A 19196-nucleotide genomic window follows, 5' to 3' on the forward strand; every position below is an offset into this window, starting at 1 on the left:
ATATTGTAATCTTCTTCTTTGAGTAGGTCTTCTAGTTTCCTCCGTTTGTCATTTAAACCACTCCCTTTTTCTTTAACAACTCTAACTATTTGATAGCCTTTAACAGTAGCATATTGAATTAATCTTTCCGCTTGTCTATCAAGGTTATCTTTATTCTCAGAAGAAGAAACTCTAGCATAAATAACTACTTTGTTATCTTGAACTAAAGATTCTAATTCTGGCTTGAAATCAACAATGACAGTTCCAGTTTTGGTTTGTTTAGCTGGGTGTGGAAGTTTGTTAGACTTCCACCATCGCCAAGCTGTTTGGTATGAGATCCCTAAGTGCTTAGCATAGTCTGATAGCTTCATTGTTATATGATACTATGCCTGATTATATTTGTTTATATAATGAGAGAAGTTTTATAATACTGAGCTCTTGCACTCCAGAGGCGGAGCCTGGAGTTTCTCGTTCCCCGGTTGAACCGGGGAACGAGGTGAAAGGAGGTAGAACCTCCATTACTGCAAGATCTCAGTTATACCAAATCCCTATCCTATCTTTTCTTTTTCTTCTTTCTCTTCCTTTGTGTCCTTCGTGTCTTCGTGGTTCAAAAAAAGCAATAAATTAACTGGAATAACCCAAAATCTAAAACCGAATGAATCATCAAGAATTTGACTCTTTAATTCAAAAACTAGAAAAATACGCCCGTGTTAACCCTTCCGGCTACAACTTACTAGCTGCATTAGGCTTCGGCTACATTTTCTTAGTATTTGCCCTGCTATGTACAATTTTTTGGTTTCTCGGCTTAAAAGAGATCTCTTTTTTATTGGTGTTAGCGATCGCCCAACTATTATACGCCGGATTTGCCACCCCCAAAGGAGTAGAACTCACCCGCCAAGAAGCACCAAAACTATTTGCTGTAATTGCTCAACTAACCGCAGCCTTAAAAACCCCCAAATTTCACCACATTCTCTTAGACACCCAACTAAATGCCGGAGTCTTACAAGTTCCCCGATTTGGCATTTTGTTTGTCGGTTGGACGCGAAATTACCTATTTTTAGGATTGCCCTTAATGCAGTCACTTTCGCCGCAACAATTTCGGGCTATTCTTGCTCATGAATTAGGACATTTGTCGGGAAATCATAGCCGTTTTTCAGGTTGGATTTATCAGTTGCGCCATCCTTGGTTATTTATCATTAGATTGCCAAAAAACCGAGTTATTTTAGACAAATAAAACTCGGTTTTACCTGAACCTCAACTTTAATTAACAATATTTTACCTTCTTACAGGTCGGCAGGAAGTCCGTACATCAAAAAAGCGTCCGTTCCAAACTCTCTCACGGCAGCAATAAAAAACTCGTCTACCACGACGTTCATAGTAGCAGACACGACGACGATCGCGATCGCGCCACCGATCGTCCCTATCTCTATCCCAATCATCTCGACGCTGTGCATATTGCTGGGTTTGTGTTTGACTAGATACCCGATCTCCAGCAAAGGAAGGAACTGTCGGAGTAGCAGTAAGTACCGCTAATCCAGCGATCGCTACTCCTGTAATCAATCTATTTAAATTCATCAATTTCTCCTTAATAAACTGAGTGAAAAAAATCCACTTAAAAACAAGTAACCCTAGCTTTCTTCTTCCTCAAGAAGCACCACTTTTAAATAGCTATTAACCCAAACTTGACTAACGGAAGTTTGGTTATTTGTTTACCATCATATTCTTAGTAATTCTGTGATGTCTAGCTTTTTTTAAGTAATGTAAATCCAGTAAATTGTAGTAGGTAAAAATTAAGTATAATTTAAATTATATCCAATCCGCGAACGGCTCTTACATACAGAAAATAGTCTAAAATTTATTTATAATCATTTAATTATTTTTAGCTATGGATGCGATCGACCCCAACACCAAAAATCAGGAAAAACAAGCTAACTTTGTCCATATTTCAGTTTTAGCAGATGAATTAATCTCTGGGTTAGCAATTCGTCCCGGTGGAATTTATCTTGACGCAACAGTAGGTGGTGGTGGACATACTCGGTTAATTTTAGAAGCTGCATCAGATACTCAAGTAATAGCGATCGATCGCGATGCAGAAGCTATTAATGCTGCTAAAAATAAATTAGCTGAATATACGGATCGCATTACCTTTTGGCATGGTAATTTTGCTACATATCAACCACAAGATTTAAAATTTGATGGCATAATTGCTGACTTAGGCGTTAGTTCCTTTCATTTAGATACAGGTTCTAGAGGTTTTAGTTTTCGCCAAGAAGCAGAATTAGATATGCGAATGGATCAAAGAGAAAACTTAACCGCCGCTGACATTATTAACGAGTGGGAAGAAGCAGAATTAGCAGATATTTTTTATAAGTATGGCGAAGAAAGATTGTCGCGTCGAATAGCTAAACAAATAGTCGAAAAGCGACCATTTAAAACTACCACCGAATTAGCAAACGAAATATTTCATAGCGTTCCCCGTTCCTACCGTTATGGCAGAATTCACCCAGCAACTCGCGTATTTCAAGCATTACGAATAGTCGTCAATCAAGAATTAGCATCTTTAGAAACTTTCCTGAAAACAGCACCCAATTGGTTAAAAGGAGGGGGAAGAATTGGGATTATTAGTTTTCACAGTCTAGAAGATAGGTTAGTGAAACATTCTTTCAAAGAATCACCGACTTTGCAAGTGATTACCAAAAAACCAATTATACCCCAAGAATCAGAGATAGAGCAGAATTCGCGATCGCGTTCTGCCAAACTCAGAATAGCAGAAAAAATCAAATCATTTGAGTAACCTTCTACCACAATTGCTTGTGTAATTAAGCGGCGGTATATGACGAGGAATTTCTACTTGGAAACAGGAACCTTTTCCCAATTCACTTGTCACATACACCTTTCCCTTCATTAGTTCCACCAAAGATTTAATAATCGCCAAACCTAAACCAGTGCCATAATGGGTTTTGGTAAAACTTTGATCTACTTGCCAAAACTCCTGAAAAATATTTTTTAAATGTTCCTCAGCAATTCCAATTCCCGTATCTATCACACGGATAGCTAATCCCAGCGGATTAATTTCAAATACTTCCACTTCTACTTTACCAAAAGAAGTAAACTTAACCGCATTTGATAGTAAATTCATAAAAACTTGCTTTAAGCGATGGCTATCATTAATAATTATCGGATTACTCAAATTAATCATTAATTGTAAATCTATATGCTTTTCCTCTGCCAAAAAACGCACTTCTTCTGTAGCTTCCCTAACCAAAGATTCCAAGTTGAATTGTTGTCGTTGTAAATCCAATCTACCTGCTTCAATTTTGGAAAGGTCGAGGATAAGGAGATTTGTTAAACGTTGCAGAGTCATTAACTGCTGTTGCTGTTGACGTAAAATAGCGATCGCTCTTGGCAACTTTTCAGTTATCTTAAATTGAGGGTCGCTTTCCTCCCCCAAGTCTACCGATAAATTATCCCAACTTTTTAAGCGATCGTCCTTTGCCGACTCATATTCTAACAACAATCTTTTTTTAGCCCGCTAAAGTCGCATTAAATGTGCCAAATTACTTTGAAGCAACGCCGACATCTTAGCTTTACTTACATAATCAGATACTCCCATTCTTAACAATTGCTCAAAAGTTGCTTCATCCTCCTCATTAGTTAACACCACAATTGGCACCCGCACATCTACAGCAGATAACCTCTCCAATAACCCTAAACCTTGAGCATCTAGTAAACTCTCATCTAAAAACACACAATCTAACTTTTGTGCTTGTAAAATTACTAAAGCCTCAGCAAAGTCAGACGCTTCATAAAGCTCTAGTAACTCATCAGTATCCCGGAGACACTGACAAACTGCCCTGCGCTCTACTGTGTCATCATCGACCACTAAGACTAGAAAATTTTTTGCCATGATTATTAAAAATTTGTTGACAGATGTAATTAAAGTTCTTTTAAATACAATTCATAGTGGTTATCCCAGCCCCTCCATGAGAAAATTTGGCACATAACACCAACAACCCACAACTGGCAACCGAAAAATGCTAATATTTGGGAAAAATCGCAGCTTATGGGATTAATTAACTGCCAGCAGGAAAATCAAGATTGACCCCATCTGGAGCTATAACAACGCTATGCGGGTTAACAAAAAATTTTTCTCTTGAATTACCCTATAGGACAATCTCACTCCCACTTATTCTCCTAGCCCTTACCAGGTATACTGAATAAGCGTTAGCAACTAATTAAAGTTGACTTGTGGAGATGAGAACTCAGAATATAGAAGGTATTTCTGCCATTAATAGTGTAATATCCCAGTCAGCCCTTACTTGCATCTACTAGCCAAAAACCCTTGAATCATTGGAATTCACTCAATTACAGGAGTAGAGCACCCATACTCAAGAACTAGTGGAGCAAGCATTACGATCGTCTCGTAATCCAAACAGTATCAAACAGGTCAAATTAAAACCCTCCTTGGTATTAGTTTCACATCTGAGTTTTTTAAGCAAAACTTGAAGAATGCTAATTAACTACTCTATTACTTTGAATCTATCGAGATTGAGGAAAATATCTCTCCTGCCAAGGGGTGTAATTTAACTAAACCCCTGGAAACATTTGTAAACTAGTGTGGCACAAGTAAAACTCATAAATTATTGGGAACGTTGACAATGAAAAAAATTCGCGTTGCCCTCATTGAAGATCATGACCTCACTCGTGTGGGGATTAAGACAGCCTTACAACAACGGCAGGAAATTGAAGTTGTAGGTGAAGCTGCTAATGGTACTGAGGGACTAAACTTATTACAGAGATCTCAACCAGATATTGCCATAGTTGATATTGGATTGCCAGATATAGACGGCATTGAGTTGACGAAAAAGTTAAAAGAGACTCAAGACGAAAACAACCCAGTTCCAAAAGTCTTAATATTGACCTTGCAAGATAACGAAGAAGCGGTAATGGCAGCTTTTGCTGCTGGTGCAGACTCATACTGCATGAAAGACATTAGCTTCGATCGCTTACTAGAAGCATTGCAGGTAACACAAGAAGGCAACTCTTGGATCGATCCGGCGATCGCCAAAATTGTACTCAGTCAAACCAGGCAACCTATAGAACCAGGCTCCACAACCGCTCAAATTCCTCCAGTCAGTTCCAAAACCGTAGCCATCCAAGCCACAGAGCCAGAATATACCAATATGCTGGAAGCATATCCCTTAACCGAAAGGGAATTGGAAGTGCTACAACTGATTGTGGAAGGTTTCAGCAACGCGCAGATCGCAGAAAAACTGTACATCACCGTCGGAACAGTGAAGACTCACGTCCGTAACATTTTAAACAAACTCTGTGCTGATGACCGTACTCAAGCGGCTGTGCGAGCCCTACGCTCTGGATTAGTAGGGTAAAACAGAAACCACGAATTTTGAATTTTAAATTCTCGAATTGGGAATTATAGAATTTAGAATTCAAAATTCCCAATTATTATGACTTGGAAGTGGAGTAATAGATGAGTCGGGGAGACGGCAGCAAACTCAAACTCATGGTAGTAGATGACGAGCCTGATAACCTCGATTTGCTGTACAGAACTTTTCGGCGTGAATTTCAAGTATACAAAGCCGAAAGTGGGCCAAGTGCCCTAGAAGTACTCGACAAAGAAGGCGAAATGGCGGTAATTATCTCCGACCAGAGAATGCCCCAAATGAACGGAACAGAATTTTTAGGTCGGACAGTAGAACGCTTTCCAGACACAATTCGTATCCTGCTTACAGGATACACAGATGTAGAAGACCTAGTAGAAGCAATTAACTCAGGTCAAGTCTTTAAATACATCACCAAACCTTGGAATCCTACCGAATTAAAAGCCGTAGTTCAACAAGCTTCAGAGACTTACGGAGTCCTGAAGCGTCGGACTGATGAACTACGCCGCGCCTTACAGCGAGAAACTATATTTAATGCTGTAACTAGTGCGATTCGGGAATCTTTGGACTATCGCAGTATGCTGCAAAAAATTGTAGAAACCATCGGTCAAACCTTTGGAACAGCTGCTTGTTTACTGCGACCAGTGGAAGGCTTACGCTTACTATCAGAGTCCTTTTCTTATCATGCCGCTGGAATCGATATCGAACTGGCGATCGACCCTGCTGGCTTACAAACAGTCCTAGAAACCCAACAACCAAAAACCATTCAAAGCAACGACAACGAAGGCAAACAATCAACACAGCTAATCATTCCCTTAATCTGTCAGCAGGAACTACTCGCCGTCCTGTGCCTGTATCACCAAAGCAACCGGGAAACTTGGTCATCCGAAGACGTACAACTAATCGAAAGTGTCTCCGAGCAAGCAGCACTAGCACTTTCCCAAGCCAAACTTTACCAACGCACCCAAGAACAAGCACAGCAAATGCGAGCCGAACTCGAAGTAGCTCGGCAAATTCAAAATAACCTGCTCCGCCAAAGTTGGCCCGATTTAGAAGGAATCAGAATCCAAGCTTGTTGCTTCCCAGCTAGAGAAGTCGGAGGCGATTTCTTTGAAGTTTTTGTTCATCCCAAAGGAGACATTTGGTTAGCAGTCGGAGATGTTTCCGGGAAAGGTGTCCCCGCAGCATTGTTTATGGCAAGCGCCATCTCAGTCATGCGAAGAGAACTTTCCCAAGAAAATCCTCCCACTCCTCACGTTCTCATGCAGAATCTTAACAGCAGCCTTTCCGAAGACCTGATCGGGAATAACTGCTTCATTACAATGGTTCTGGCACGTTACACCGCCTCGACTGGTGAATTAGTTTATGCTAACGCTGGTCATATTTATCCCTTGGTTTGGTCATACAAAGACGTAGCCAAAAAAATAGATGGAGTTCAACCTAACTTCCTTAAAGCCAGAGGCGTTCCTTTGGGCATACTACCAGTATGGAGAGGAACTGCTGGCGAATTACAACTCAAACCAGGGGAAGCACTTCTGTTAGCAAGCGATGGCATCACCGAAGCTACCGTCACCCAAGAAGACCTCACCCCAGGCAGTGGCAATGGTAGCGATCCGAGCCAGCGGTTTATGCTGAAACAAGAAGGTTTATGGACTTTACTCACCCAAGAGGCTAATCCATTGGATTTGACCCGCTTACTCGATCGCATTCGCGGACAAAATCAAGTACAAGAAGACGACCAAACCATACTTTCTTTGGAGGTTCTGTAATCAATGAGAACGGAGTTACATATCCCCAGTGACCTGAAATTTTTGACTATAGTTGAAAGCTGGTTACTTGGGTGTTTAGAAGTAGAACTAGGAGACTCGGTTGATTGGCCGCGTCAATCTAATCGCCTACGTTTAGCTCTGGTAGAAGCATATTCTAACGTAGTCCGCCATGCTCACAAAGACCAGCCTAATTTACCCATCCTCATTCGCTTAGAACTCCAAGAGCGAGATCTGGCTCTGGAAATTTGGGATCATGGCAAAGGCTACGATATATCTACTTATTTACCACCTAGCCCAGAAGATAAACAAGAAAGCGGTTATGGTTGGCTAATTATGAATCGATTAATGGATAGAGTAGAGTACCGTTTACAAGTAAATGGTCGCAACTGTCTTAAGTTAGAAGCTAGTCTACCCAGTAAAACTAAAGATAACTGAAATCAAACCACAATCCCCAATCAGCCAGTTCACAAAAGAGCGCTTCCCTTTCCTAGATCGAGCCGCTCTCCATTCAGGGTGCCAAAAACAGGCGAAGTAACTTTACAAAACTTCATTAAAAAGTGAGTGTATTTAATAGGTTATATAACTTTTGCTAATTTTTGTTGCAAAGGTATTCACGTTTAGAGCAACAAACCTTAAGATTCATAAAAGATTCGCAAAAGCCTTAGACCTCCTTACCCTGAAGGTTTTTGCACAAATTGAAGTTTTGTAAGATTAACCTACTGTCATGACTCAGCTGTTTCTCCTTTGCCCCCGTTATCGTCTAGATGATGAATCTCAGTGGCTTTTAGGTATCGATCCCGCCCGTCATTACTGGATTAGTATTAATGGCGAAACTGCTTTCACAGTGTCAATTCCTGGATTGACTGTATCTTCTGTGACTGAGTGGAAGCAAGTTATGCGCCAATTTCGGGGGCTACAACCAGGAGAACAAATGGAGTTAGTGCGCGTTTCCCAAAGCGTGAATATTATCTGTATTAGCGAAAATTGCTTTGCGATCGCCACAGAATACAACAGCGCCCCAGTCTGGCACCTATTCGATCAAGAAACATTAGAAAGCTTACTCAGAACAGCCCATCCAGACTGGCAATGTTCTGAAAAAGACGTTGATTTAGGTCGTCGGATGCTGTTCCGTTCCCTGCAACAACCAGCAGTTTCCGTCGCTTAAATGCAGCTTAACGACGCAAACTTAATAACTCTTGAGGAGAAGCTAGCAGCTTAATCGTCGCAGCAGCAATTTCCTGTTGAGCATTTAATAAAAATATCCAACCCACATTCACACTAAATAAAGGTGTCTTAACTTTTCCCTTCACCTGAATTTGAGTGTCACCATCTTCGGTTTTTTGGGCAGTACCTTCTTTGGGTAGAAGCTGCATTCCGGTTGCTTCTTGTTGTAAATAAGTTGCGATCGCATCATGTCCTACAACTGGTGACTCAAAAGGAGGATTTAGTGCTCCATCAACAGCAAACAAAGCCGCTGTTGCCGAAAAATCACCTGCATTTAGCGTCTGAAAATACTTTAATATCGTATTCCCTGTTATTCCCTCAATAACCAAATCAGTTTGCTCATCTAAAACAACAGGTGTAGCATCAACAGTCTGCATTTTCATTCCTCATCTTTGGGCAAGTATTGTTAAACATAAAACCAACTTAAACAGAGAAGCAGGCCCAAATACCTGCTCCTCAAGAGGGAAATTTAAATGACTGCTCAGTTAGCAGTATTCGATTAGTCTGCTAATGGATCGACACCCATATCGATTACAGTGTTACGCAGAACAGTGATTTGTTGACCAAAGTCCAGCTGCTTAATCGCTTCTAAAACCTTTTCACCATCACGAGACAGCTGATAGCCTGGTGGCATGGGCACAACAAAACCTTGTACCATCCATTCTGCTAACTGATACCAGAATGCTAACTTAGTGTTGGGGCTAAAAATACCGTAAGAACGGCTAATTTGACTGTTCCGCTTCGCAGCTAAATCACGCATTACTTCTAGCTGCTGGGCATGAGACATTTGCTTAATTTGATTCAACAGTCCTTCAGCTAACTGTAAGCGTGCTGCTCCAGGGGCGGCAGGAGTAATGGAACGACCACATTCTGTATAGACATACCACAATACAGCCAATTGGTCATCAATGTTCAGACGCTTGAATAATGCAGTAGTTGCAGGTACAGCATTAGCAAGCTGATTGCTGGAAGCGAAAGCATTAGAGAAGTTAGTTGAAGCTAAGTCTGCTGTAAAAGTCATATCTGCTAAAGAGATTCTTGATAATTACTGGTACAGCCGATAGGCTTCTTGAATCTCGTACTCCTTGACTTCTATAGTGCAACATAATTTTACAAATTGCAAATAAATATTACAAATACTTGAGTTAAGTAACAACTTATATATTTAAGGTTGTTATCATATATAAATTTTCTATATGTATACTGGACTGTTGACGAAACAGGCTGGCAGTTGTTACCCTTAGTGTTCGCTTAAAATTCCGAGAAATTGTGGTAAGTGCAATAATTGATAGCGCTCAGGTGAAGCAAAAAGCCTCTGAGTTAGGATTTCATCAAGTCGGGGTAGCATCTGTGGACGCAGAGGGTGAATCCGAAACTCAAAGGTTGCAGCAATGGTTGGCGAATGGTTATCAAGCGGATATGCAGTGGATGGCAAATCCAAAGCGGGAAAATATTCGCTTATTGATGCCTGAAGTTCAGTCAGTGATTTGTGTGGCGCTAAACTATTACACACCCGCTCAACGTCCAGAGGGTAAAGAGTACGCTAAAATCTCCCGCTATGGCTGGGGACGGGATTATCACAAAATTATGCACAAAAAATTAAAAGTGCTGAGTAATTGGTTAGAGCAGCAAGGAGAAGGAATTTTAGCACGTTATTATGCTGATACTGGCCCAATTCAGGATAAAGTTTGGGCGCAGCGGGCGGGAATTGGCTGGATTGCTAAAAATACGAATGTGATTACTAGGAAATATGGATCTTGGGTATTTTTAGGCGAAGTTTTGACTAACTTAAATTTAGTTCCAGATACCCCGCATACGCATCACTGTGGTACTTGTACTCGCTGTATTACGGCTTGTCCAACTAATGCGATTCGTCCAGCGGCTGATGCAGACTTTAGCCATCTCCAAACTTTTGTCGTAGATGCTAACCGCTGTATTGCTTATCATACGATCGAAAACCGTAGCGAGAATTTACCTGATGCGATCGCACCCCATCTTAACAATTGGGTAGCAGGTTGTGATATCTGTCAAGATGTTTGCCCTTGGAATCAAAGATTTGCCCAAGAAACAGACGTTGTAGAATTTCAACCCTACCCAGGAAATGTTGACCCTACCCTAGAAGAATTAGCCCAAATGTCCGATCGAGAGTGGGAAAAAAAATTTCCCGCCTCCGCACTACGAAGAATTAAACCAGAAATGTGGCGACGAAATGCCCGGACTAACTTAGAATATTTGCATCAAGAGCGGAGCTTTCCTTATAAATTTATCAAGCTATGACTATAAAAGTAGTTATTTTTGATTTTGATGGCACAGTTGCCGATACTTTTGATGCCTTAGTGACAATTAGCAATAGTTTAGCCCCAGAATTCGGTTATTTACCTGCTACTCGTGAAGATATCCCTAAAATCAAAGATTTGACCACTAGAGAAATTATTCAAAGATCTGGTGTGGCAATTTATAAATTACCTTTTATCCTCCGAAAAGTTATAGCCCAATTAAACAGTACAATTCATACATTATCTCCTGTGGAGGGAATGAAACCCGCCTTATTTGAATTAAAAAAGCAAGGTAATAAACTCGGAATTATTACATCTAACGATCGAGAAAACGTGGAAGTATTTTTGCAACACAATGGTTTATTAGATTTGTTTGATTTTATTTATTGTGGGACTAGAATATTTGGTAAAAGTCGGGTAATTAACAACTTCTTGCGCCAAGCTAATTTTCAACCAGGAGAAATTGTCTATGTCGGGGATGAAACTAGGGATATAGAAGCAGCAAAAAAAAGTAATATTAAAGTAATTGCAGTTAGTTGGGGATTTAACTCTGGAAACATCCTCAAGCAACAAAAACCTGATTTTTTAATCGAACATCCCCAGCAATTAATAGAAGTGATTAAACTTTTGCAAGCTCCCCCATCTTAAACGGTAAAACAACACTCTAGGGAATGGATAAGCTAAACACACGATCGAACCAAGCTATCTAGAAAAATAACAATATTTCAGTGCTTTAGATCACTGATCCCTTTACTAACGCACGCTTAGGATATGAAATTGACCCTTTGGGGCTGAATTTTTCGGCAAATTGCCCAAAAATATCTGCGGTAAAATTTTATGATAGAAGTTTCTAAAGTATGGCAACTAGTGCTTGATATCACACTCACAGGTAATCATCTTTAGGTAAACTGAAGATAGACTCAGCAAACAGTGGAAGTGAGTATAAAAATTCACTGTTACCACCAGAAGCAGCTATATTGTTAATTCTGAGGTGATACTTGGATGCCCCTGTACTAAACCAATTTGGCAGCACAGATGAGAAACTTGATTTCAGATTAAGCTAAAAAGTAGTAACCTCACTAGCAGTTGAGTAACCAAAGCGAAAACCTATGGGAATCAATTGCCTCAGTAATGCTGCCTTTGCTGCTAAGCTGACCAAAATTATTTTGCTGCATCCTGTGAAAATAAACCCCAGCATTTAAGCTGGTTTTCCTGGTGAAGGTTAACATAAAGTGAAATTGATGGAGTAGTGCAAATTACCTTTTGAGATTACTAGGGTATGATTGTACAAAGCCATCCGCAAAGATGTAAAACCATAACCAGGGACTGCTTGAGGAAGAAAAGCGAGCAACACCCATGTCTGTGATGCAAAACCAATTTTTAATTAACTTCTGGGGCGTTAGAGGTAGCATACCCTGTCCTGGCCCACACACGGTACGTTACGGTGGCAATACACCTTGTATCCAAATGCAGGTAGGTGGCAAACACCTGATTTTTGATGGTGGTACGGGGCTGCGTGTTTTGGGACAAACTCTCCTGTCTCAAATGCCTTTAGAAGCTTACCTATTTTTCACCCACTCCCACTGGGATCATATCCAAGGATTTCCCTTTTTTACACCTGCTTTTATCAAAGGAAATCGCTTCAATATATATGGAGCAATTGCGCCCAACGGTGCCACGATCGAGCAACGGCTGCACGATCAAATGCTTCATCCTAACTTCCCCGTGCCATTGCAAATCATGGGGGCTCAGTTGAAATTCTTTGACTTTAAGCCAGGAGATTTCATCGAGCTAGAAGAGCATAATATTAAATTGGAAACGGCACTATTAAATCATCCAGGAGAAGCAGTAGGTTATAGAATTAACTGGCGCGGTTGTTCGGCTGCTTATGTGACTGATACAGAGCATTATCCCGATCGCTTGGATGAAAATGTGATCTATTTGGCACGCAATGCCAACGTACTAATCTACGATGCTACCTACACCGACGAAGAATACCATTCTCCCCGGACTAGCAAAGTTGGTTGGGGACACTCCACTTGGCAAGAAGCCATTAAAATTGCTCAAGCGGCTAATGTGGAAAAACTGGTAATTTTTCATCACGATCCCTTACATGATGATGACTACCTGGATTTAGTTGGAGAACAGGCAGCGAAAGTATTTCCGAACACAATTATGGCACGGGAAGGAATGTCCATTCAACTCCCAGTACCAGTACCCCAACCAGAAAACTTAGAAGACATCAAAATGTCAGTATAAAATTATGAAGACCAGGGTGATTTACTCCCAAAGATGAAACTTGTCCAATTTGTGTCAAAATGTTTTGCGTGTGGGTTACCTCATCGCTAACTACGGCTTTAACTCCAACTGCTGTTGCCCTGGGAAATTTCGACGGCGTTCACCAAGGGCATAAAGATGTAGTTAAACCTGTATTGCCAGTGTTACATAGTTCGGATGTACGGAGTCCAGCAGTATCAACTCAAGGGGGTCGGCGATTAGACAACGGATTATTAATAGATAAAGAGCAAGATTGCTGGGAAAGTGATTATCGAATTAGTGCCAGCGATCGCCCATTACCTACCGTTGTCACTTTTAATCCTCATCCGCGAGAGTTTTTTACCGGGCAGCCTCGTGCTTTGCTAACGCCGTTAGATGAAAAAGTAGAATTATTGACCGCATTGGGAGTAGAACAATTAGTTTTACTACCGTTCGATCGGGAAATGGCAGATTTAAGCCCTCAAGAGTTTGTCGAACACATATTAGTCCGACAGCTAAAAGCTAGATGGATTAGTGTAGGGCAAGATTTTTGCTTCGGAAGCGGACGTTCAGGAACTTCAGCAGACTTACAAAAAATTGCCGCCAAATATGGCGTAGAAGTAGCGATCGTGCCTATTCAAAACAACGAAGGGGAAAGAATTAGTAGTTCAGCTATCCGTCAATCTCTCTTAGAAGGAGAAATTGAACGGGCAAATCAATTATTGGGAAGACCTTATACTTTAATCGGTTGTGTGATCCAAGGTCAGCAGTTAGGGAGAACGATCGGATTTCCTACTGCTAACCTAGAATTACCCGCCAACAAGTTTTTACCTCGTTTCGGAGTTTATGCCGTGCGAGTATCGATCGATAAAGCTAAACAAACGGAAACTGCTTCTAAAACAAACACAACACCAAACACAGTAATAGAGGAAAATTCACCGATTATTACTCCCATAAAAGGAGTGATGAATATCGGTCATCGCCCTACCGTTAATGGTATCAATCCAACTGTAGAAGTTCATTTGTTAGACTGGACGGGAGATCTATACGGTAAAACTTTAACAGTTAGTTTAGAAAAATTCCTCCGCCCAGAACAGAAATTCGCCTCCCTCGAAGGACTCAAACAACAGATTACAGCTGATTGTTTACAAGCGAGGTCAGTTTTGAGTTAACTAAAAGGTGATGGTTGATGGAGATTAGGAACTGGGAAATGGGAAAACTAGGATAGAGATTTCTTTACTCTTTACCATTTACCTTTTACCTTAAAATATGAGAACAGGTATTGAGCGGCTAACTGAAAACCTGGGTTTAACCCTGGTGGGCAAAACTGAAGCCATCCGTTTAGTATTGGTAGCATTGTTAGCTGGTGGGCACGCCTTGCTAGAAGACGTACCAGGGGTAGGCAAAACTTTACTCGCCAAATCTCTAGCTCGATCGATCGATGGCAAGTTCCAAAGAATTCAGTGTACTCCAGATTTACTCCCTAGCGATATTACCGGAACAAATATTTGGAATCAAAGCAACGCCGAATTTGAATTTTTACCAGGGCCAGTATTTGCTAACGTGGTGTTAGCAGACGAGATTAACCGCGCCACCCCCCGCACTCAGTCGGCGTTGTTAGAAGTAATGGAAGAACGACAGGTAACGGTAGATGGGGTATCGCGACAAGTACCCCATCCCTTTTTTGTGATTGCGACACAAAACCCGATCGAATATCAAGGTACATTTCCTTTGCCAGAAGCGCAAATGGATCGTTTTACCATATCCCTTTCTCTCGGTTATCCTTCCGAAGCAGAAGAACTGCAAATGCTACAAAGGATTAAGGGAGGAATTACCGTTGAAGAATTACAACCTTGCATTTCTTTAGCAGAAGTTTTAGAGTTACGCCGTTTGTGTAGCAACATCAAATTAGAAACTTCTCTGCAACAGTATATTATTACCTTGGTTCGTGCCACTAGAGAACATGAAGAAATTACCCTTGGTGCAAGTCCGCGTGGTGCAGTCGCTTTACAAAAAGCCACTCAAGCGTTAGCCTTTCTCTTAGGTAGAGATTACGCTATCCCCGATGATGTGAAGTTTTTAGCACCTTACGTACTTTCCCATCGCCTAATTCCTTCAGGAGGACGACGAGCCAATACTATAATAGAGCGATTGTTAAAAGAAGTTGCTATTCCTTAGCATCCTGTTCATAATTGTTGATTGAATCTCCTGACTGAAGTTAAGGAGATAAAAAAGTTTTGACCTTTGATTTTGGGTCAAATCTAAAATCGAAAATCGAAAATCGAAAATCGAAAATCGAATGACCAACCCTGTCCGGTCAAAAACTCACAAACTAAAACAAAGACGACGATCGCTCGGATTATTCCTATTGCTCCTATTATGGAGTAGCATCCTAGCTTGGGGTTTAACTTTATTGTCTCCACCTCAACCTGTACAAAGTCAACCTGTAACTAATACTCCATCAGTGGGAACTGTAGATGTGATTCCCCAACGCTACCGACTTGGACAAGAACTTTACTTAGAAAATTGTGCTACCTGTCATATCGGAGTACCACCAGCAGTTTTACCTACAGAAACTTGGGCAGATTTAATTCAAGATGCTCAACATTATGGAACACAAATCAAACCGTTGATCGATCCACAGCGCTTACTAGTTTGGGAATACTTGCGGACTTTTTCCCGTGTGCGATCGCAATACGAAGAACGAACCCCCTACCGCATCGCCCAATCCCGCTATTTTAAAGCATTACATCCCCAAGTCAAACTTCCCCAATCTCTCCCAATGGCTAGTTGTATCACCTGTCATCCCGGCGCAAATAAGTACAATTTTCGCAGCCTTTCTGCTGAGTGGCAACAGTAGTGCAGGGGGATGGGGAGATGGGGGGATGGGGGGAATAATCCAACTACCTCTTCTACTCCCCCCACCCCCCTACCTCCCGACCTCTTCTGCCTTGGAGCCTTCTGCCAGAAAATGATAATATTATTAAGATAGATTAAAATTTTGCCAGTCAGAAGCGGCTCAGAGGGGAGCGATAGGTGCTGACGCACAGGCTACGCCAATGCGATCGTCACTCAGCTGTTACTAGCCATTGAACGCTATACTGGCACTGTCCCGAAGTATGTCCGATCGAAAGTTAAAAGGTCAAAGGCAAAAAGAATGGATTGTTGCACTTACTCTTGCTTCAATAATGCCAAAATATTTTTTTCATTGTTTCTAAAATTTAATGAATATTTAAGCGACATTAGAGGTGAACATTTACCATATAAAAATAATTAGTAAAAGCTAACAAATTTTTATCTCCGAATCATTGCACTAAACAACTAACAACATTTAAGCTACTGCCATGTTAAAAACTCTGTTAGGCGATCCCAATGCTCGTAAGCTAAAAAAATACCAACCTTACATTACCGAAATAAACTTACTGGAAGAAGAAATTAAAACCCTTTCAGATCAAGAATTAAGGGGTAAAACAGCGGAATTTAGACAGAAACTCAAAGCCGCTAAAACCCTGGCACATGAAAAAGAATTACTAGATGAAATTCTCCCGGAAGCTTTTGCTGTAGTGCGAGAAGCAGGTCGGCGCGTATTGGGAATGCGCCATTTTGACGTTCAATTACTCGGTGGAATTATCCTGCACACCGGACAAATTGCCGAAATGAAAACAGGTGAAGGAAAAACCTTAGTTGCTACACTACCTTCTTACCTGAATGCGATTTCTGGCAAAGGCGTTCACGTCGTAACTGTTAACGATTACCTCGCCCGTCGGGACGCAGAATGGATGGGACAAATTCATCGCTTCTTAGGATTAACAGTAGGATTAATCCAACAAGGGATGACACCCGCAGAACGACAAAAAAATTACGCCTGCGACATTACTTACGCGACAAACAGCGAAATTGGGTTCGACTACCTGCGCGATAATATGGCGGTTGCCATGTCAGAAGTCGTGCAACGTCCCTTTAATTACTGCATCATTGACGAAGTTGACTCGATTTTAATTGATGAAGCCAGGACTCCTTTAATTATTTCCGGTCAAGTAGAACGTCCCGGTCAAAAATATATCCGCGCTTCCGAAATAGCAGCCCAATTAAACAAGGATGAACATTACGAGGTAGATGAAAAAGCTCGTAACGTGATCTTATCGGATGAAGGTTTTGCCGAAGCAGAAAGATTATTGGGAGTCAGAGACCTTTATGACCCCAACGACCCTTGGGCGCACTACATTTTTAATGCCATTAAAGGCAAAGAACTGTTCATTAAAGACGTAAACTACATCGTTCGCAATGACGAAGTAGTAATTGTTGATGAATTTACTGGAAGAGTACTTACCGGACGGCGTTGGAGTGATGGTTTACACCAAGCGATCGAAGCAAAAGAACGAGTAGAAATTCAACCAGAAACCCAAACTTTAGCTACTATCACCTATCAAAACCTGTTCCTGCTTTATCCTAAATTGGGGGGAATGACGGGGACTGCGAAGACTGAAGAAGCAGAATTCGAGAAGATTTACAAGCTAGAAGTTACCATTATTCCCACTAACCGTCCCACAGGTCGTACTGACCTCTCTGACGTAGTTTATAAGAAAGAAAATGGGAAATGGGTGGCTATTGCGGAAGAATGTGCGGAAATGCACCAACTTGGTCGCCCGGTGCTAGTGGGTACGACTAGTGTGGAAAAATCAGAAGTACTCAGTAAGTTACTGCGTCAGAAAGAAGTTCCCCACAACTTGCTAAATGCAAAACCGGAAAACGTAGAACGGGAATCGGAAATTATCGCCCAAGCAGGACGTAGAGGTGCAGTGACGATCGCCACTAACATGGCAGGAAGAGGCACAGATATTATTTTGGGTGGTAACGCTGATTATATGGCGAGACTGAAATTGCGGGAATATTTATTGCCGAGAATTGTTCGCCCCGAAGAAGATGACGATTTTTCACCTTTACAAGTGCCTGGGGCAGAACATAACCGCAGTGGTGGGATAGGTTTTACGCCTGGGAAAAAGGTGAAAACTTGGAAAGCTTCGCCGCAAATTTTCCCCACAGAACTTAGCAAAGAAACGGAAAAAGCCTTGAAAGAAGCAGTAGATTTGGCTGCCAAGGAATATGGGGAACGCAGTATGCCAGAATTGGAAGCAGAAGACAAAGTAGCGATCGCTTCCGAAAAAGCCCCGACTGACGATCTAGTAGTGCAAAAATTGCGCGATGTTTATAACCGCATTCGCCAAGAATACGAAGCCTTTACCAAACGGGAACACGAAGAAGTTGTACAATTAGGCGGTTTGCACGTAATTGGTACAGAACGTCACGAATCTCGCAGAATTGACAACCAATTGCGGGGAAGGGCGGGAAGACAGGGAGATCCGGGTTCTACCAAGTTCTTCCTCAGTTTAGAGGATAACTTATTGCGGATTTTCGGGGGCGATCGCGTCGCTGGATTAATGACCGCCTTGCGGGTAGAAGAAGATATGCCCATTGAGTCGGGAATGTTAACCCGTTCCTTAGAAGGTGCCCAAAGAAAAGTCGAAACTTACTACTACGACATTCGGAAACAAGTATTCGAGTACGACGAAGTAATGAATAACCAACGTCGGGCAATTTATGCGGAAAGACGGAGGGTATTAGAAGGGCAAGATTTGAAGGAACAGGTGGTTAGATACGCCGAAAAAACGATGGAAGACATCGTAGACGCTTACGTTAACCCAGAGTTACCTTCGGAAGAATGGGATCTCAAGAGTGTGGTTGGCAAAGTTAAGGAATTTGTCTACCTGCTTTCTGATTTACAACCAGAACAATTAGAAGATCTATCGGTTGGGGAAATTAAGTCTTTCCTTTGCGAACAAGTGCGAATTGCCTACGATATCAAAGAAGCGCAAATCGATCAATTTAAACCCGGACTGATGCGGGAAGCAGAACGTTTCTTCATCCTGCAACGCATTGATACTCTGTGGCGGGAACACTTACAAGCAATGGACGCATTGCGGGAAAGCGTTGGACTGCGCGGTTATGGTCAAAAAGACCCGTTAATTGAGTACAAGAGTGAAGGTTACGAAATGTTCTTGGAAATGATGACCGCTATTCGTCGCGATGTCGTCTACTCCTTGTTCCAATTCCAACCCCAAGGGCAATCACAGGTAGAAACTGCATCGGAAATGGTCTAAAGGTACGTTGTTGGGGGTTTGGGCGAAAAAAAATACCGAAAAAGCCACAAAAGAAATTTTTGTAGGTTGGGATGTAGAGGGGGACAAACAACAAAAAAACAAATAATCGAAGAAAGAGAAAATAAAAAATGA

19 protein-coding genes are annotated in these 19196 nt (G+C 41.5%); 13 read left to right on the forward strand and 6 right to left on the reverse strand.

The features are described 5' to 3' along the window. Positions 1-350: IS607 family transposase (locus tag ACE1CC_RS24490; protein ID WP_413273052.1), on the reverse strand; the 350-nt coding region annotated here is incomplete at its 3' end. Between the two features lie 284 nt (positions 351-634). On the opposite strand from ACE1CC_RS24490, the gene ACE1CC_RS24495 reads away from it, so the two are divergent. After that, on the forward strand, positions 635-1213 hold the full coding sequence (locus tag ACE1CC_RS24495; RefSeq protein WP_413273053.1) for a M48 family metallopeptidase: 579 nt from the start codon (positions 635-637) through the stop codon (positions 1211-1213). Positions 1214-1254: 41 nt separating this feature from the next. Here the strand turns inward: ACE1CC_RS24495 and ACE1CC_RS24500 are convergent, their stop codons facing one another. Beyond that, positions 1255-1554 carry a hypothetical protein gene (locus ACE1CC_RS24500; RefSeq protein ID WP_413273054.1) on the reverse strand — a complete coding sequence of 100 codons (300 nt, stop codon included), beginning with the start codon at positions 1552-1554 and terminating at the stop codon, positions 1255-1257. A gap of 310 nt (positions 1555-1864) precedes the next feature. Between ACE1CC_RS24500 and rsmH the strand changes: the two genes are divergently transcribed. Then, on the forward strand, positions 1865-2773 hold the full coding sequence (rsmH, locus tag ACE1CC_RS24505) for a 16S rRNA (cytosine(1402)-N(4))-methyltransferase RsmH (RefSeq protein WP_413273055.1): 909 nt from the start codon (positions 1865-1867) through the stop codon (positions 2771-2773). Here the strand turns inward: rsmH and ACE1CC_RS24510 are convergent. Both ACE1CC_RS24510 and ACE1CC_RS24515 read right to left on the reverse strand, forming a co-directional pair. Continuing rightward, complete coding sequence (locus ACE1CC_RS24510; protein ID WP_413273056.1) at positions 2762-3496, reverse strand: sensor histidine kinase; 735 nt, start codon at positions 3494-3496, stop codon at positions 2762-2764. The two genes, rsmH and ACE1CC_RS24510, sit on opposite strands and share 12 nt — an antisense overlap. A gap of 15 nt (positions 3497-3511) precedes the next feature. Next, positions 3512-3886, reverse strand: coding sequence for a response regulator (locus ACE1CC_RS24515; protein WP_413273057.1), 375 nt, complete (start codon positions 3884-3886; stop codon positions 3512-3514). 751 nt (positions 3887-4637) lie between these two features. On the opposite strand from ACE1CC_RS24515, the gene ACE1CC_RS24520 reads away from it, so the two are divergent. The 4 genes from ACE1CC_RS24520 to ACE1CC_RS24535 all read left to right on the forward strand — a co-directional run bounded on the left by ACE1CC_RS24520 (position 4638) and on the right by ACE1CC_RS24535 (position 8315). After that, positions 4638-5369: a response regulator gene (locus tag ACE1CC_RS24520; RefSeq protein ID WP_413273058.1), complete on the forward strand. Its 732-nt coding sequence runs from the start codon at positions 4638-4640 to the stop codon at positions 5367-5369. A 101-nt stretch (positions 5370-5470) separates the two neighbouring features. After that, complete coding sequence (locus ACE1CC_RS24525; protein WP_413273059.1) at positions 5471-7150, forward strand: SpoIIE family protein phosphatase; 1680 nt, start codon at positions 5471-5473, stop codon at positions 7148-7150. A 3-nt stretch (positions 7151-7153) separates the two neighbouring features. Continuing rightward, on the forward strand, positions 7154-7585 hold the full coding sequence (locus ACE1CC_RS24530; protein ID WP_413267567.1) for an ATP-binding protein: 432 nt from the start codon (positions 7154-7156) through the stop codon (positions 7583-7585). A gap of 289 nt (positions 7586-7874) precedes the next feature. Further along, on the forward strand, positions 7875-8315 hold the full coding sequence (locus tag ACE1CC_RS24535) for a hypothetical protein (protein ID WP_413273060.1): 441 nt from the start codon (positions 7875-7877) through the stop codon (positions 8313-8315). A gap of 7 nt (positions 8316-8322) precedes the next feature. On the opposite strand, the gene ACE1CC_RS24540 is transcribed toward ACE1CC_RS24535, so the two are convergent. Beyond that, on the reverse strand, positions 8323-8757 hold the full coding sequence (locus tag ACE1CC_RS24540; RefSeq protein WP_459563911.1) for a ketosteroid isomerase family protein: 435 nt from the start codon (positions 8755-8757) through the stop codon (positions 8323-8325). A gap of 116 nt (positions 8758-8873) precedes the next feature. After that, a complete protein-coding gene (locus ACE1CC_RS24545; RefSeq protein ID WP_413273062.1) occupies positions 8874-9395 on the reverse strand; it encodes an orange carotenoid protein N-terminal domain-containing protein in 522 nt (173 codons plus the stop codon). Between the two features lie 248 nt (positions 9396-9643). Between ACE1CC_RS24545 and queG the strand changes: the two genes are divergently transcribed. The 7 genes from queG (at position 9644) to secA (ending at position 19064) form a co-directional block, all read left to right on the forward strand. Next, positions 9644-10651, forward strand: a complete 1008-nt coding sequence (gene queG / locus ACE1CC_RS24550; protein ID WP_413273063.1) for a tRNA epoxyqueuosine(34) reductase QueG — start codon at positions 9644-9646, stop codon at positions 10649-10651. Further along, on the forward strand, positions 10648-11298 hold the full coding sequence (locus ACE1CC_RS24555) for an HAD-IA family hydrolase (protein WP_413273064.1): 651 nt from the start codon (positions 10648-10650) through the stop codon (positions 11296-11298). The genes queG and ACE1CC_RS24555 overlap by 4 nt, the downstream gene beginning before the upstream one ends. A 708-nt stretch (positions 11299-12006) precedes the next feature. Further along, positions 12007-12909 carry an MBL fold metallo-hydrolase gene (locus tag ACE1CC_RS24560; protein ID WP_413273065.1) on the forward strand — a complete coding sequence of 301 codons (903 nt, stop codon included), beginning with the start codon at positions 12007-12009 and terminating at the stop codon, positions 12907-12909. Between the two features lie 68 nt (positions 12910-12977). Then, positions 12978-14078, forward strand: coding sequence for a bifunctional riboflavin kinase/FAD synthetase (locus ACE1CC_RS24565; protein ID WP_413273069.1), 1101 nt, complete (start codon positions 12978-12980; stop codon positions 14076-14078). Between the two features lie 97 nt (positions 14079-14175). Next, positions 14176-15084: an AAA family ATPase gene (locus ACE1CC_RS24570; RefSeq protein ID WP_413273066.1), complete on the forward strand. Its 909-nt coding sequence runs from the start codon at positions 14176-14178 to the stop codon at positions 15082-15084. Between the two features lie 121 nt (positions 15085-15205). After that, on the forward strand, positions 15206-15766 hold the full coding sequence (locus ACE1CC_RS24575; protein WP_413273067.1) for a diheme cytochrome C: 561 nt from the start codon (positions 15206-15208) through the stop codon (positions 15764-15766). A 484-nt stretch (positions 15767-16250) separates the two neighbouring features. Next, on the forward strand, positions 16251-19064 hold the full coding sequence (secA, locus tag ACE1CC_RS24580) for a preprotein translocase subunit SecA (protein ID WP_413273068.1): 2814 nt from the start codon (positions 16251-16253) through the stop codon (positions 19062-19064). The last annotated feature ends 132 nt before the right edge of the window (positions 19065-19196 follow it).

This window comes from Floridaenema aerugineum BLCC-F46 (assembly GCF_041929345.1).
GTDB lineage: Bacteria > Cyanobacteriota > Cyanobacteriia > Cyanobacteriales > Aerosakkonemataceae > Floridanema > Floridanema aerugineum.

What these genes read in the sequence shown, in the direction of transcription:
- ACE1CC_RS24495 (WP_413273053.1), top strand. Translation starts at nt 635, where the DNA reads ATGAATCATCAAGAATTTGACTCTTTAATTCAAAAACTAGAAAAATAC.
- ACE1CC_RS24500 (WP_413273054.1), bottom strand. Translation starts at nt 1,554, where the DNA reads ATGAATTTAAATAGATTGATTACAGGAGTAGCGATCGCTGGATTAGCG.
- rsmH (WP_413273055.1), top strand. Translation starts at nt 1,865, where the DNA reads ATGGATGCGATCGACCCCAACACCAAAAATCAGGAAAAACAAGCTAAC.
- ACE1CC_RS24515 (WP_413273057.1), bottom strand. Translation starts at nt 3,886, where the DNA reads ATGGCAAAAAATTTTCTAGTCTTAGTGGTCGATGATGACACAGTAGAG.
- ACE1CC_RS24520 (WP_413273058.1), top strand. Translation starts at nt 4,638, where the DNA reads ATGAAAAAAATTCGCGTTGCCCTCATTGAAGATCATGACCTCACTCGT.
- ACE1CC_RS24525 (WP_413273059.1), top strand. Translation starts at nt 5,471, where the DNA reads ATGAGTCGGGGAGACGGCAGCAAACTCAAACTCATGGTAGTAGATGAC.
- ACE1CC_RS24530 (WP_413267567.1), top strand. Translation starts at nt 7,154, where the DNA reads ATGAGAACGGAGTTACATATCCCCAGTGACCTGAAATTTTTGACTATA.
- ACE1CC_RS24535 (WP_413273060.1), top strand. Translation starts at nt 7,875, where the DNA reads ATGACTCAGCTGTTTCTCCTTTGCCCCCGTTATCGTCTAGATGATGAA.
- ACE1CC_RS24540 (WP_459563911.1), bottom strand. Translation starts at nt 8,757, where the DNA reads ATGAAAATGCAGACTGTTGATGCTACACCTGTTGTTTTAGATGAGCAA.
- ACE1CC_RS24545 (WP_413273062.1), bottom strand. Translation starts at nt 9,395, where the DNA reads ATGACTTTTACAGCAGACTTAGCTTCAACTAACTTCTCTAATGCTTTC.
- ACE1CC_RS24555 (WP_413273064.1), top strand. Translation starts at nt 10,648, where the DNA reads ATGACTATAAAAGTAGTTATTTTTGATTTTGATGGCACAGTTGCCGAT.
- ACE1CC_RS24560 (WP_413273065.1), top strand. Translation starts at nt 12,007, where the DNA reads ATGTCTGTGATGCAAAACCAATTTTTAATTAACTTCTGGGGCGTTAGA.
- ACE1CC_RS24570 (WP_413273066.1), top strand. Translation starts at nt 14,176, where the DNA reads ATGAGAACAGGTATTGAGCGGCTAACTGAAAACCTGGGTTTAACCCTG.
- ACE1CC_RS24575 (WP_413273067.1), top strand. Translation starts at nt 15,206, where the DNA reads ATGACCAACCCTGTCCGGTCAAAAACTCACAAACTAAAACAAAGACGA.
- secA (WP_413273068.1), top strand. Translation starts at nt 16,251, where the DNA reads ATGTTAAAAACTCTGTTAGGCGATCCCAATGCTCGTAAGCTAAAAAAA.